Origin of the sequence: Sporomusa malonica (assembly GCF_900176355.1) — a bacterium.
Lineage (GTDB): Bacteria > Bacillota > Negativicutes > Sporomusales > Sporomusaceae > Sporomusa > Sporomusa malonica.
In genome coordinates this window covers 1-14,927 of sequence record NZ_FWXI01000015.1, presented here as the reverse complement: position 1 = coordinate 14,927, position 14,927 = coordinate 1, and the positions used below count along the sequence as shown (strand labels likewise).

Sequence of the window (14,927 nt, the reverse complement as noted above, 5' to 3'; positions counted from 1 at the left end):
GCATGAACCAATATTGGATACTGCACGATTCCCACAATAACGATTTTCGCAGCCCCTTTGGGGCTGTTTCTTGTAATACTGAGGTAACCTTACGCCTACTCATTGCCACACCGCAGCACTATCGAGTGCCGCCGGTAGAGGCCGTAGTTCTCCGGCAGTGGCAAGACGGGTTTGGCGAGACCCTGACAGATATGCGTCTTGTTCAGGATCAGGGTGGCCAGCATCTCTATCAGGCTGTGATTGCCACTCCTAAAGAACCGGGTGTTATTTGGTACTACTTTATTGTCAAACAGGGTGGGCAGACCTATTATTACGGTAACAACGCCGAAGAAACAGGGGGCGTGGGTCGGATTCTTGATGATCCGCCGCCTTCCTATCAAATCAGCACCTATCGTCAAGGTGCGGTTACCCCTAGCTGGTTTAAACATGCCATTGTCTATCAAATATTTGTTGACAGGTTTTGTAACGGTCAGTCTGACGATAAGATATTGAATCCTCGGCCAGGCAGTCTGCTTCACGCCGATTGGCAGGATACGCCTGTCTATACCCGGGACATGGATACAGGCGCTATTTTGGCCTATGACTTCTTTGGCGGCAACCTGGCCGGTGTGATTGCTAAGCTGCCATACCTCGAAGAGCTGGGCGTAACCGCGATCTATCTTAATCCGGTGTTTGCTGCACCATCAAACCATAAGTATGACACGGCAGACTATAAGACCATTGATCCCATGTTTGGTGATAATGAGCTGTTTGCCGACTTGTGCGCTAAGGCCAAGGAACGTGGCATTGCCGTTATTCTTGACGGGGTGTTTAGCCACACCGGCAGTGACAGTATCTATTTCAATCAGGATGGCACTTATGACAGTATTGGAGCTTACCAGTCCAAAGATTCTCCGTACTACTCCTGGTACAAGTTTACCGAATATCCGGATCAATTTGAGTCTTGGTGGGGGGTTGGCAATCTTCCCAATGTCCAGGAAGAAGATCCATCCTACCAACGCTTCATTATTGACGGGCCAGACAGTGTACTCAAGCATTGGCACAGCCTAGGCATCAAAGGTTGGCGTCTGGATGTGGCAGATGAGCTGCCTGAGAGTTTTTTGCGAAATTTTTATAAAGCACTAAAAGAGACTGACCCTGAGGCTGTATTAATCGGCGAAGTGTGGGAAGATGCATCAAAAAAAATCGCATATAGCTATCTCCGGCAGTATTTTGACGGCACTGAGCTTGACGCTGTGATGAATTATCCGTTCAGGAAGCTTGTCCTTGACTTCATGCTGGGCTGGCGCGATGCCCAGGCGGTGCACCGCGACCTGTACAGCCTGTATGAAAATTACCCGAAGGAAAACTTTTATGCCAACCTAAATGTTATTGGCAGTCATGATGTGCCACGCATTTTGACGCTGCTAGGCGAAGCGCCGCCTGAAAGCTCGCATACCAAAATTGCGGCCTTTAAGCATAAGCTCTCGTCTGAACAGCGCGCGCTGGGGCTGGCGCGGCTCAAGCTGGTCGTATTGTGGCAGATGACTTTTCCAGGTGCTCCCTGTATCTATTATGGTGATGAGGCCGGTGTCGAAGGCTACAGTGACCCGTTAAACCGGCGCACCTATCCGTGGGGGCGGGAAGAGGCAGCTCTGCAGGAGTGGTACAAAAAGCTTACAGGTTTACGCCAGAATAATCCTGTGCTTAGAACTGGGGAATGGCTGCCGCTTCTGGCTGAAGGCCATGTGTATGGCTATGTACGCCGCATTCGGGGCGGTAAGGATGTCTTTGGCGGTCTGGAGGCCGATAACACTGCGGCCATTATTTTCAATCGTAGTACTGAGGAGCAAGCAAGTATTAACGTTGACACCAGTACCTGGTTTGCGGACCAGGACTATGTGACAGATGCGCTTACCGGCGAAACTATTAAGCTGCCTGATCATGGCCGTCTGGAACTAACGCTGTCGCCGCTTACCGGCAGGCTGCTGTTCGCCCAATCTGCCCCGACTGGGCAGAAACAGGCGCGTACCAGCGGCGTGCTGCTGCACCCGACTTCGCTGTCCTCGCCGTTTGGTATTGGCGACCTAGGGCAGGAAGCGTATAAGTTTGTTGATTTTCTGGCTGCTGCAGGTCAGACATTGTGGCAGTTTTTGCCGCTCAATCCGGTGGGTTTTGGTGAATCGCCCTACCAGTGTCTATCAGCATTTGCGGGCAATCCCCTGCTGATTTCTCCGGAAAAGCTGGTAGCAGCCGGCTGGCTGGCTGAAAATGAGCTGCCGTTTGGCGTCTTTCGCCGTCAGAGCGAGGTTATTATTGATTTCCCGCGGGTGAAGCTGTGGAAAGAGAAGATCTTCCGGCTGGCATTTGACCGTTTTAGGCACCAGGGGAGGACTGAGGCCTATACGGAGTTTCTTGAGACTACAGCTAGTTGGCTGCCCGATTATGTGCTGTTTGTTGCGCTAAAGAAACACTTCCGGGGACTGGCTTGGAACAAGTGGGATAGTGATGCCCGGACGCGTGAGCATGAAGCGCTTGACTATTACCGGCAGGCACTGGATGAAGAGATTGAGTACCAAACTTTTCTGCAATTTGTTTTTTGGCAGCAATGGCAGGAGCTTAAAGTCTATGCCAATAACCGGGGAGTACGTCTCTTCGGTGACCTGCCGCTCTTTGTTGCTCATGACAGCGCAGATGTCTGGGCCAATCCTAATTTATTTGAGCTGGATGAGGCAGGCAACCCAGTCAAAGTGGCCGGTGTACCGCCCGATTATTTCAGTGCCACTGGGCAGTTTTGGGGTAACCCGCTCTATAAATGGGGTGAAATGGAAAAAGACGACTATCGCTGGTGGCGTCGTCGTCTGGAAGTGCTGCTGCAGTTTGTGGATCTTATTCGTATTGACCATTTCCGGGGGTTTGAAGCATATTGGGAAATCCCGGCCAGTGAAACAACCGCAGTCAATGGCCGCTGGGTAGCTGGGCCGGGCGCTAAGTTCTTTGCCGTAATTGAAAAGCATCTGGGCAAGCTGCCGCTGGTAGCCGAGGATTTGGGGGTTATCACCCCAGGTGTCAATCGGCTTAAACACCGGTTTGGCTACCCCGGTATGAAGGTGCTGCCGTTCAGCTTTGGCGACGGCTGGTCAGCACCCGACTTTCCTCATAATACCGGCAGTAATACTATTGCCTATACCGGAACCCATGACAATGACACGCTGTTAGGCTGGTACCAAAAGCTTGACAGCACTGAACCACATCTCAAGCACATTGTGCTGGAACATCTAAAACGGCTGGATCTCAGCAGTGATTGGAGTAATGCCGGTGTGTGCGAACAACTCATTAAGCTCACTTATCTCAGCCAGGCCAACACGGTTATCTTACCGCTGCAGGATGTGCTTGGTCTTGATACCCAGGCGCGGATGAATACCCCTGGAACAGTTGGCGGTAACTGGATCTGGCGGCTGACGCCGGGGCTGATTACGCCAGAGGCTGCTGAACGGTTAGCTAAGTGGACGCGGCTGAGCGGGCGGGGATAGAAATGAGTACCTTAAGAATTAGATAATGCAGTTGCTCTTGGCTGAGTTAGTTTTACGAAGGGTGGGTGAGAAAATGTTAGTAGATTTGAGTATTAAAGATTTTGCTAAGCGGGTTGCTGCTGATGAACCAGTAGTTCCTGCTGGTGGCAGTGTGATAGCACTTTCGGGACTAATGGGTGTTTGCTTAGTAGAAATGTCAGTAGACTCTGCTTATGGACGTCCGGAAGGAGAGCAATATAAAGATTTTTTTAAAAAAGCAAAGACACAGCTAGCCAAGTTACATAATGAATTATTAACTTATATCGAAAGCGATGCTGCGGCTTATGGTGGAGTACTTGCTGCCTATAAAATACAGAAGTCAACCCCTCAGGAAATAGAGCACCGCAAGGCAGAAATTCAATTAGCTGCGTTATCGGCTATCGATGTACCTCTGAGAATAAGCGAAGCCTGCATAGCGGCATTGGAGCCAGCCGTAATATTGTTGCCGAAAGTTAAGCATGGTGTATTAGGTGATTTGAAGATCGGTTTATTGGTGCTGAAAACAGGCATTGAAGGTTCTCTTGCTGCTGCAAAAATAAACCTGTCACTAATCAAGGAAGAGCTACTTGTCAAGGAATTTCAGGCCCGAATTGATGAGCTGCAGGGCAGGTTTGAAATATTAATGACTAGTTTACGGTAGAGTCATAAGAGAGCCGTTACCAGTGAAATAACTACTCTAAAATAGCCATAACTTACTATGTGGAAGTTATGGCTATTTTCTATATGAATCATAAGTCAGAGTGGACCAGGGCGTAAAATAGTGGTTGCTGAATTTAATTAAACGATTCTACAGAACCATCCTGTTGGAGTAAGTCCTTTTATGTAAATCCTAACGAGGAGATGAGGTTATGAACAAAGCGAAGCTCAAAGAAGCCGAAAAAATTTTTGTCATGCGATTTCCCGGTGGATTTTCTAATCCCCAGATGCTCGAATTGACGAAAAAGCACAAAGTGGAAAAAATGAAAAAAATGGCCCAGGACAGCTTTGCAGTTGGACAGTTTGAAAGTGCCGACAATATCATAGATTCCATGGGGAAGATTGTCAGCCAGTCCTCTTTGATTTCTCTTTTTGAAAAGCCAAAGTTTAGAGATTTAGTGAAAGTCTTGAGCGACGGTGAGAAAAAGCATTTAGCCCATGGCCTGAAGGAGTTTTTACATGGAGATCAGGCGTTTGGCTTTGGGTTGATGACGGGACTACTTCATGAGTACAAGCTGGCGAAATGGCCGCTGTTAACAGTCTATCCTATATATTACCGGCCAAGTGTGGAAGTTTTCATCAAACCGACCACAGCGAAAGGCATAATAGAGTATTTTGAATTAACAGGACTCAAGTACAATTCCAACCCAACCTTTGAATTTTATAAGGCCTTTCGAGAACAAATCATGCAGATGAAACAAGAAGTTCATGCTTCACTGCAAGTAGATAATGCCGCTTTTTGTGGGTTCCTTATGATGACTTTGGAAAATCATTTGCATACTGAATTAAGGCGGTAATAGTCTGAAATGGGCTTAGCACCGGAAAAAATCATTATGAGGTCATAATAACGACCATAGCCTATAATAATAGGTGATGGTTGTTTTTTTGTTGGTACGGACGCAGGGACGGTGGTTCTGTCTTGAATATCTTCGAGGACACTACCACCGCCCCCGTGACATCCCCTGACGCAACAAAGAAGCGCAGCGCCCCGACTTCGGGCCAAGTTAGCCCGAAGTGGCAGGGTTTGGGGCTACAGTTGCCCGGCTTGCCGTTTAGCGGAATGCCGAAATTCTCGTTCAGTACAATGCCATTTTTGTTAAACCTATTGACAAGTGAACGAACGTTGACTAAAATAATAGTGAACTATCGTTTACTGCATGGGGAGGATTTTTAGATGGCCGCCACAAAAGAAAATATTTTGCATACTGCGCTTCGTTTATTTGCGCAGGATGGATATGAGGCTGCTTCGGTCAGCGACATCGCCGGAGAGCTTGGCATGACAAAAGGGGCTTTATACAAGCACTATAAGAATAAGCGGGATATATTCGATAGCATTGTGGAGCGTATATATCAGATGGATGTTGATAGAGCGAAAAAGTATGAAGTACCGGAGGAAACATTTGATAAATCACCATCGGCTTACCGCAATACTGCTGTGGATAAAATCAAGGTTTTCATTGAGGCGCAGTTTCATTTTTGGACGGAGGACGAATTTTTCAGTAATTTCCGAAAAATGTTGACTTTGGAGCAATACAGAAACCCGGAAATAATGGAACTGTATCAAAAATGCCTTGTAAGCGGGCCGGTCAGCTATATGGAAGATTTATTCCGTGAAATGATGGAACAAGGCATTTGGAGCAAAAGCAACCCAAAACAGCTTGCGCTTGAGTTTTACGCGCCGTTTTATTTGTTGGTAAGCATTTCAGATACAACGCCTGACAAGAAAGAGGCCGCTAAACTATTAGCGGAGCACATTGAGCGCTTTATAGAAAAGAACGCCTCCCCACGGAAGCAAAAGGAGTAAACCAAAGGTATAATTAGAAGATAAGGAGTATAAACAATGGAAGAAATAACAATCCACGAATTTGATTTTGCCCTCATCAATGAATTTTTCACAGAGCTTGAACGGCAGGGACCCGGTAGCTCCGAAGAAACCATCAGGGCATTAGGTTTTATCGACAATCTTTCAAACAAAACAAAAATTGCCGATTTAGGTTGCGGCACAGGCGCTCAAACAATGGTTCTGGCACAAAATACAGAAGCAACCATCACCGCCCTCGACCTTTACGCCGGCTCGATTGATAAGCTTAATGCAACAGCCGTAAAACTTGGTTTGCAGAACAGGGTAAAAGGTATTGTCGGTTCAATGGATAATTTGCCGTTTCAGAATGACGAATTTGACCTTATATGGTCTGAGGGGGCTATTGCCAATATAGGTTTTGAAAAAGGCTTGAATCACTGGAAGGGGTTCCTCAAAAAAGATGGTTATGTTGCCGTAACATATGAGTCATGGTTTACTGATGAGCGCCCCGCTGAAATTGAGAAGTGGTGGTTAGACGCAGTTCCTGAAATTAGCACAATAGGGCATAATATTTCCATCATGCAAAAAACAGGTTATATTCCTGTTGCCGCATTTACGTTGCCTGAGAATTGTTGGATAGACAATTATCTTATTCCGCAAAAAGCAAGGCAAGAGGAATTTTTGAAAAAACATACGGGGAATAAAACCGCTGAGGATCTGATTGCACTTATGAGGCGTGAGGCAGACTTATATTCAAAATACAAACAGTATTATGGATATGTATTTTATATTGGGAAAAAGATGTAAATTCATATTCCTCAGCCTTGATCAAACTCAAGAATAATTCAGCCAGTGAGCTTATATAAAGTAGGCCTTGTGCAAAGGAATCATTCCTATACGTCATTCAGGGCATTTGGTAACGGCGAAAAAAGGCCTCGACCCATAATGTTATGAAGTGCTCCCTGTCAAGTAGACAGTAGAAAAAATTAAAGTTTTTTGATGTCAACTTTACGTAAAAGTTGGCATCATTTTTTTATGCAGCTGTATGACTCCGATATCGTCTGTACTCTATCGGAGTCATACAGTTGAGCCGTTTTTGATATCGATGATTATTGTAGTACTCTATATATTCACTGACTGCAGCTTCCAGCTCATCGTATGAACTAAACTTTTTGAGATAATACATCTCTGATTTCATCATTCCCCAGAATGCTTCCATGGGACCGTTATCGATACATCTTGAGACCCTGGACATGCTTTGTGTCATTCCGGCATCAACAAGCTTTTTATGAAAGATCTTACTTGTATATTGAAATCCCCTGTCACTATGGAAGAGGGGATTTGCATCAGGATATTCTTTATGAGCTATGTCAAAGGTCTCAAAAACAAGTTCATTATTGTTCGAATGGCCAAGCACAAAAGCGACAATGCTTTTATCTGCTAGATCCAGTATTGCGCTTAAATGTGCTTTCTGTTCAAGACCATACTTCATCTCTGTCACATCAGTAAGCCATTTTTTCCCAAAGTAATCTGCTGTAAACTCTCTATTCAGGATATTTTCAGCAGTGATTTCAGGTGTGGACTGGATATATTTCCTTCTTTTTTTGCGACATACAGATTGAAGCTGTAAAATCTTCATTAATCGGTAAATCCTCTTATGATTTACCGTAATGCTGTATTCACGATTGAGTTTAATAGTCATTTGGCGGTATCCAAGAATACCATTACGTTCTTGATAGGCATCTTTGATCAGTGGAATCAACGCTTTATTTATCTGCTCATTAGCATTCTCGTTTCTACTTAGCCATTTGTAATAAGAAGATCTTTGTATACCTGCAATTTCACAGAGCTTCTGTATTGGATAGGTTGCTGTATCATGAAGCTCTTGGATTGCAAGATAAATGGTTTCATGTTTTACCTGACTTAGAACCGCCGCCTTTCTATTTCCTCGAGCTTTTTTAAGAAGTCTATCTCCATTTGCTGCCTTTTATTTTTGGCTTCAAGAAGTTTATTCTCAGCTTTTAGCTGCTCGATCTCAGACATTTTATCCAAGGTCTTTCTTTTGCCACGTTTATCTTGTAATGCCTCGACACCATTCGTTTCATACTTGGTTGTCCAACTATAGACCTGCTGATAAGAGACCCGGTATTTTTGTGCCGTTTTAGCATAGTCATTCTGTTGTTCGATACAATATTTAACGATTTCAACTCTTTCCTCATAACTTGTTTTGCGTCCTTTGGTCATGATGGGTACTCCTCCCGTTCCAGAAGATTTTAACTTCTCATGACCATTATACTTTGAAACCCAGTTTCGTAGTTGACGGGTTGATTTAATTCCGTATTTTTTGCAAAGCTCTATGTAAGAACCAGCACCCGCCAAATAATCCATTACAGCTGCTTCTTTCATACTCGACGAATAACGCATGTTTCTTGATGTTTCCATTAAGCCCGCTGGCCCCAAAGACTGATACGTTATTAACCACTGCTTAATGGCTCCATGGCTAACTTTCAATTGCTTTGCCAGATGATTTAATGAAGCTTCGTGCCGCAAATACTTTTCAATCGCACGGACGCGTTCCTCATAAGAAACGGAAAAATTTTTACTCATAAAAACATGCTCCTCCTTGTGGCAGACAGTTTTTTTATTTCATCTGTCTACCACAAGGGGAGCATATCATTAGGGGTGAGGCCTTTACAGTTATTTTTTTGTGATCGGTATCCATATTTCGCTCTTAAAATTCGGCGAGGTTACATCTTTATGCTCATTCCATAAGATTTCGGGGCCTTCTGCTAACTCATAATTTGAGGAAGGTAACCATTCGGAATAGATACGTCCCCAAACATCTTGAAGCGTTTCTGGAAATGGTCCAACTGCTGTAAATACGGCCCATGTTAAAGTCGGAACTTCAAGTTGAGATAAATTATCTGGACAATTATTAGTTGTTGCAACACCGATATAATGGTCAAGCTTGCCTTTTTCCTCCATCCGCCCTTCGGAAAAGTTCGCGGAAGCGCTAATCAGTCCATATGGTTCGAGATTCGAAAGGGTTTTTAGTTTAGTTATAGTCTCCATATCTAATGATTGCCACATAGCAGCAATATCAGGGTTAACTCCGTTGAAAACTATTGGAACTCTCTTCTTGATACCGATGATATGAAAAGCCTCTTTTTCTACGATGCGATAGTTCATTTCAATACCTCCGTTAATTGATAGATGAAAGGTCATGCGGGGATAGGCTTTTAGTGTCTGGCCAGTATTTTTAGCTTCGGACGGAGTTATCCCGTGCAAGCTCTCAAAGGCTCTTGTAAATGCATCTGGTGAGTTGTATCCGTATTTAATAGCGACATCAATAACGCGGATATTACTATTAGTAAGCTCAAATGCCGCAAGCGTGAGTCGTCTGCGTCGGATGTATTCCGATAAAGTAACGCCTGCAAGGAAAGAAAACATTCTTTTGAAATGATACTCCGAACAACAAGCCAGTCTGGAAACTTCTTTAAAGTTAATATTATCAGTTAGGTTTTCTTCAATATGATGCAAGGCCGCATTCAATTTTTCAAGTGTACCCATTTGCTATGACCACCTCCACTGATAGATTAACAGAAAGTTGATGTGTCTATCCGACATTACGTGCACAGTTCTGCAGGGTCAGAACTTAATTATGTAGGCTTTATTGATTCTCTTTAGGGCGATCAGGGCATAACCCTAAATTTATTGCACCGTTGACCGATACGCGCGATCTGTTTCCATACAATCTGCACCGGAAAGGTACAAAAAATGGAGGGTCTTCCACGACGACATTGTTGAAAACTGATGCGTAACCCAGTATAATTTAAATACTATGGCTAAGTAATCAAGCTCAACTACTGATTTTTAAATGGTATTTATACTTGGCGAATCATGTGAAGTATTAGATTAAGTAGATAGGCGGATACGTTATGAAAATTTCCAAAAAAGATGCGTTGATATGGTTCGATTTTTTTTCACAATTGCCAGAGGAAGAGGAAATTAGTATAAAACATGAAGAAATCATTTACTCTACTTTTGCGCAAATTGAGGCAGCAATTGATCATAGAAATGATACGTTGATGTCAGAAATTGGAAATTTGAAAACTTTGGAAAAAAGAACTTTTTTTGTAGGAAATGAAAGCAAATTCCCCCGAGGATGTCGTTCTTGTCTGTTGGGTACTGGTTTGAGTGCAATTAGGAAAACGAACAAATGTAATTTAGAGTGTAAGTTCTGTTACAATTATGGCGAACTAGAAGATATTCATCCAGTTGGAGAAGGCATGTGGGAAATAGGAGGCACGAAATTTTACGAGAAGGATATTGATTTGCTTCTTTCCATTCACCAAAAACCCACTGGCATTTCCTACGTTTTTTTAGAGCCCTTCATGGAAATTGAAGAATACTATTCGGTTATAAAAAAATTTAGTGATGCTCAAATTCATCAACATTTATACACAAATGGCACTTTAGCTACAGAAGAGACATTGAAAGCATTGGGTGAAGCCGGTCTTGATGAGATACGTTTCAACCTAGGTGCTTCTAATTGTTCGGACAAAGTAATTGAAAATATTGGATTAGCGAAAAAACATATTAGAAGTGTAGGTATTGAAACTCCAATGACGCCTGAGTTTTTCGAAGTATTTTTTAAGAAAAAGCAGGCAATCTTCGAGACAAAACTCGATTTTATCAATTGTGCGGAGTTGCATTTAAATGAGAATAACATAGACAATTATTATGGGGAAAATATGTATATTTGCCGACAGGGCTATATATCTCCAATTTGGAGTAGGGAATTAACTTTGAAATTCATGAAAATAGCTGATGAAGAAAACTGGGATTTAGCAGTTCATGATTGCTCAAACTACACAAAGTTTGCAAGAGGTTTAAATTTGAGCAGCAAAGCGGGTATGTGGTTCGGTTCCAGTAACTATGCCTGTGAATTTTCTATGATTCCATACGAAATATTTATACCAATACTGAATGATGATAATTTCAAATTTTTAAATGAAGAAGAGTTGCCTGATGACTATAAACCAGAAATTATAGATTTTTAGTGGGTATGTCATGTAGGAATACAGGAATACTCTTAACTGAACAGAAGGTATGATGTGTGGTGAGTCGGGATGCAATACAATGAGTCAAAACCGTTGATAAGGTATTATATGATCCGCAAATCACGAGTTCATTATATAGGGCGTTCTATCACAATGAAATAGTTTAAATAGGGCTTGGCTCTATGCCTGCTTTGACAATGAAGATTGGGGAGGTAAGTATGCAATATCGAATTCAAAGAAACTGTGATAAGATTGATTGGCAGACGGTTTGTAGGGTATTGCAGGAAGCAGGGTTGGCAATACATCCTATAGAGTTGACGAGAAAAGCTTTTGAAAATAGCTACTGCGTAGTATTTGTATTTGATAATGACTTACTGATTGGGGTAGGTCGTGCGATTTCCGACGGTGCATATCAGGCGGCAATCTACGACATTGCTGTTTTGCCTATATATCAGGGAAAAAAAGTTGGTAGACTGATTGTTGATGAAATTCACAAAGATTTGCAGAAGATTAACATTATCTTGTATGCGAGTCCAGGGAAAGAACCATTTTATAGTAATTTTGGGTACTATAGAATGCTTACTGGAATGGCAAGATTCAATAATGAAAGCAAAATGCGTGAAAAAGGATTTACTGAGTGATTTGTTTTGTACCAAAGTATAGAATGACATATCGGTTGTTGTTGTTATGCGGACGATGGTGCCATTGACATGCAGACTGGGAGGTGAAGGGGTGAAAATTGGGGCACGGGTTATTAAAACGGGTATAGCTGTTGCAATGACAATGTTTTTCTGCAAGTATCTTGGGCTGGAACCTGCCTTTTTTGGTGCTGTTTCTGCGGTGATAAATATGCAGCCGTCAATTTTTTTAACACTAAGGGCAGCGCGGGATCAGATTTTGATTCACATTTTAGGTGTCGTTGCTGGCTTTTTTATTGGCTATTTTCTCGGTGTTAATCCTTTATCGGCAGGTCTGATTGTTATTCTACTTATCCCGATTTACATAAAATTAAGACTGCATAGCGGCATAACAATGGGAATAGTTGCTGCGCTCTTTGTCCTAAGTTCCAGTACTGAAGAATTCTTGTTTCATGCTCTTGCTAGAACGGGCGTTATCTTTGTTGGCCTTGGTTCGGCTATGCTTGTCAACGTATTGTTATGGCCGCCGCGATACAATAAACTGCTTAAGGAGAAACTCAGGCAGAGTAACGAGGCATCTGTTCTTTACTTCTGCCGTGCGGTGCAAGATTACGTCGGACTTGACGGCAAGGAATTTTGTATAGATGAAGAACAAAGAAACAGAGTCTACAAACTAAATAAGGAAGCGCGAATGCTGCTTGATTTGTTAAGTAGAGAACGACACGTTGTCGCTGATTCAGCTGAGCATAAAGAATGGATTTATCTGGCGGAAAAGCTGATTGATTACAACGAGTCTATTATAAAAAAGGGCGACCGTATTTTTGATATTTTGCCTACAAGATTGGAACGAAGGATAAAGTCTGGTGTGCCACCTATTAGCGATGAATTTAGAGCTATTCTTGATATATTAGAAAGTGGATGTACAATCGTTATTCGCTTGAATGGAAAGCTTAGGTCTGTTATTGCCGATGGGGGTACGGCAGAACCAGAAAAAATTAGTGAAGATTATTGGGATAGTCTTACAAAGGCAATTGATCAGTGGCAGCCAAGACTTAAAGACAGTTATTATCTCCATGGGTTACTGGAAGTTGCTCTAACTGCGAATGAAATTAAGTGGGCTACACGGCAAGCCAAGAAATTGCTGTATGAAAGTGTTGAGAACCGGTGACAAACAATAGGGACGGTTTTTCTTTTTCCTTTAGAAAATAGCTTTAACGTCATGGCTAAACAAGGGATAAGAGAACTGTCCTTTTTGTATCCCCTAAATGAATAGCCCTCCGTGGCGGCTGATAAATATTATTTTAAAGGAGGCAGCTATGGATATTATATTAGCGATTCGGCATGATGTAGAAGGAATAATTAATCTCATACATGAATGTATAATAGACATGGAATCCAAAGATATTTTTCAATGGAATCAATATTATCCAAACATTGATGTAGTTACTGAGGATATTCAACAAAGAGCATTATTTCTGATCAAGGATGATAATGACTATGTTGGAATTATTACAGTAAATGAAGATCAACCAACAGAATATTCAAAAATACAATGGCTTAGCGAAACAGGAAGAAATCTTATAATACACAGATTAGCAATACATCCAAATTGGCAAGGTAAAGGAATTGCCATGAAGTTGATGGATTTTGCAGAAGAATATGCAAAGAAAAATGATTACAGATCAGTAAGGTTGGATGCATATACAGCAAATCCAAAATCAAACAGATTATATGAAAAACGAGGATACAAAAAAGTTGGCCAAATATTTATTCCAATGCGAGAACTACCCTTTAATTGTTATGAGAAAGTAATGCTTGATATTTAAAGGGGGCTGTCAATGGCGACCTCTAAACGAAAAACCGTCATACGTCAGTTAACAATGCACTCATTCTTATTTTTTTTGTTACTTTACTGGGGATGTAGAGCCAATTGAATATGCCGCCGTAGAATGAGCACCTTGACCGCATGGATTGTGCACACTGACCGCTGAAATTGTGCATGTTTGCCGCCCGGAAATGTCAACAACCCCGTCCCCTGTGACATCTAAGAATAAAATGATATGCATAGGATCTGAATTAGTTTATTCCAGTGTTGATCCTTCGACAGCAGCAGACATGCATAAAAACATCATCAGCGAAGCCGAAAAACTGTTTCCGGCAAAACCGGTAAAGCCGGCGAAAGAAACGGAGCAGATTTTTTACACGGAAATTCAACTGCCATAAGCACCAACTGCTATTTAGATGCTTCATGACAATATGCTTTTAGTTTTGTCAATGCTGAAGAGCTACTTTTATGTTAGCAAATACAGATTAGGTAAACTTGCAAATTTACTCGACCTATGTTATTATTTAGTTAAGCACCATCCGTATAGTGGGCTAGAGATCAACCCAAGTATTTCAGAGTTGAAGTTTTCTGAAGTGGTCGAGTGGTTAGTATTCTGGATCAGGATAGTGTTTTTTGTTTACCATTAATCGGTTTTAACCCTCTCACCCCAAAAAGCATTGATGTCGTGGAATTAGGGACTGTTTGAAACAAGTTTTTTCAGTTCAATTAGGAGTCTGTTCAGGCGAATCAAATCCATTAAGATTGGAATAGGTTGTTTGAGATTGTCGTGTACCGAATGCTATAGGGATGGTGCGAAAATAGGTAGGAGGTTTAATCTTCCTATCTATTTTTATTTTTTTGTGACAGAACATGGTTAGCGCAGCGGCTGTCATTATCTGATACCAACGATATATAGTTTTTGGGCCTAGTTCGAGTCTACGGGCAACCTGAGCTACGTCATTGCAGGGGTACAGTATTATTTATTACAGTACCTTTATTAGTCAACTAACTAAAAGAAAGTCGCTCCCCAAAGATCTACGAGCTTTTGGTAAAACCATACGGTGGGATCAAGAATGGAAGCATAGGATACAGTTAGAACCGTCCTACTGTATCCTGTATCCCCGCTGTATCCATAGAGGAATATAATAACCCCTTTACATTGATGGCCGTTTAGGATATTCTCTGCACAAAAAGGAAAAGTCCCGACAGACAACCCCTTTTGGCTTACCTTCTAAGACGTCACAGGAAACAAAGGGAAACAAAGGGACGGTTCTGTGCGCCAAGAAGTGCACAGAGTATAGCGGGTGGGAATCCCGCCTGAGAAGGCTTAGCCAGCCACTCTGTATCTAGCCT

12 protein-coding genes and 1 pseudogene are annotated in these 14,927 nt (G+C 42.4%); 10 read left to right on the top strand and 3 right to left on the bottom strand.

The window, feature by feature from the left end; translation table 11 throughout:
* Positions 1-2 precede the first annotated feature (2 nt).
* The 5 genes from B9A22_RS16075 (at position 3) to B9A22_RS16050 (ending at position 6,855) form a co-directional block, all read left to right on the top strand.
* The gene (locus B9A22_RS16075) at positions 3-3,512 is read left to right on the top strand and encodes a bifunctional glycogen debranching protein GlgX/4-alpha-glucanotransferase (protein WP_084576970.1); all 3,510 of its coding nucleotides are present in this window, start codon (positions 3-5) and stop codon (positions 3,510-3,512) included.
* Positions 3,513-3,585: 73 nt separating this feature from the next.
* Positions 3,586-4,191 carry a cyclodeaminase/cyclohydrolase family protein gene (locus tag B9A22_RS16070; RefSeq protein WP_176215556.1) on the top strand — a complete coding sequence of 202 codons (606 nt, stop codon included), beginning with the start codon at positions 3,586-3,588 and terminating at the stop codon, positions 4,189-4,191.
* 208 nt (positions 4,192-4,399) lie between these two features.
* Entirely contained in the window at positions 4,400-5,044 is a 645-nt protein-coding gene (locus B9A22_RS16065; protein ID WP_084576968.1) for a hypothetical protein, read from the top strand.
* Between the two features lie 377 nt (positions 5,045-5,421).
* On the top strand, positions 5,422-6,051 hold the full coding sequence (locus B9A22_RS16055; protein WP_084576966.1) for a TetR/AcrR family transcriptional regulator: 630 nt from the start codon (positions 5,422-5,424) through the stop codon (positions 6,049-6,051).
* Between the two features lie 36 nt (positions 6,052-6,087).
* Complete coding sequence (locus B9A22_RS16050) at positions 6,088-6,855, top strand: class I SAM-dependent methyltransferase (RefSeq protein ID WP_084576965.1); 768 nt, start codon at positions 6,088-6,090, stop codon at positions 6,853-6,855.
* A 226-nt stretch (positions 6,856-7,081) separates the two neighbouring features.
* On the opposite strand, the pseudogene B9A22_RS25520 reads toward B9A22_RS16050, so the two are convergent.
* From B9A22_RS25520 to B9A22_RS16035, 3 genes and pseudogenes are all read right to left on the bottom strand, one after another.
* A pseudogene (locus B9A22_RS25520) lies at positions 7,082-7,954 on the bottom strand (IS3 family transposase); the annotation flags it as partial.
* Between the two features lie 17 nt (positions 7,955-7,971).
* Positions 7,972-8,655, bottom strand: a complete 684-nt coding sequence (locus B9A22_RS16040) for a helix-turn-helix domain-containing protein (RefSeq protein WP_084576963.1) — start codon at positions 8,653-8,655, stop codon at positions 7,972-7,974.
* A 90-nt stretch (positions 8,656-8,745) separates the two neighbouring features.
* Positions 8,746-9,618 (bottom strand): AraC family transcriptional regulator, encoded by an 873-nt coding sequence (locus B9A22_RS16035; protein WP_084576962.1) that lies wholly within the window; start codon positions 9,616-9,618, stop codon positions 8,746-8,748.
* A 368-nt stretch (positions 9,619-9,986) separates the two neighbouring features.
* Between B9A22_RS16035 and B9A22_RS16030 the strand changes: the two genes are divergently transcribed.
* The 5 genes from B9A22_RS16030 (at position 9,987) to B9A22_RS16010 (ending at position 13,972) form a co-directional block, all read left to right on the top strand.
* Complete coding sequence (locus B9A22_RS16030) at positions 9,987-11,111, top strand: radical SAM protein (RefSeq protein WP_084576961.1); 1,125 nt, start codon at positions 9,987-9,989, stop codon at positions 11,109-11,111.
* Between the two features lie 218 nt (positions 11,112-11,329).
* The gene (locus B9A22_RS16025; RefSeq protein ID WP_084576960.1) at positions 11,330-11,752 is read left to right on the top strand and encodes a GNAT family N-acetyltransferase; all 423 of its coding nucleotides are present in this window, start codon (positions 11,330-11,332) and stop codon (positions 11,750-11,752) included.
* A gap of 91 nt (positions 11,753-11,843) precedes the next feature.
* The gene (locus B9A22_RS16020; protein WP_084576959.1) at positions 11,844-12,917 is read left to right on the top strand and encodes an FUSC family protein; all 1,074 of its coding nucleotides are present in this window, start codon (positions 11,844-11,846) and stop codon (positions 12,915-12,917) included.
* A 148-nt stretch (positions 12,918-13,065) separates the two neighbouring features.
* Positions 13,066-13,575 carry a GNAT family N-acetyltransferase gene (locus B9A22_RS16015; RefSeq protein ID WP_176215555.1) on the top strand — a complete coding sequence of 170 codons (510 nt, stop codon included), beginning with the start codon at positions 13,066-13,068 and terminating at the stop codon, positions 13,573-13,575.
* 211 nt (positions 13,576-13,786) lie between these two features.
* The gene (locus tag B9A22_RS16010; protein WP_176215554.1) at positions 13,787-13,972 is read left to right on the top strand and encodes a hypothetical protein; all 186 of its coding nucleotides are present in this window, start codon (positions 13,787-13,789) and stop codon (positions 13,970-13,972) included.
* The last annotated feature ends 955 nt before the right edge of the window (positions 13,973-14,927 follow it).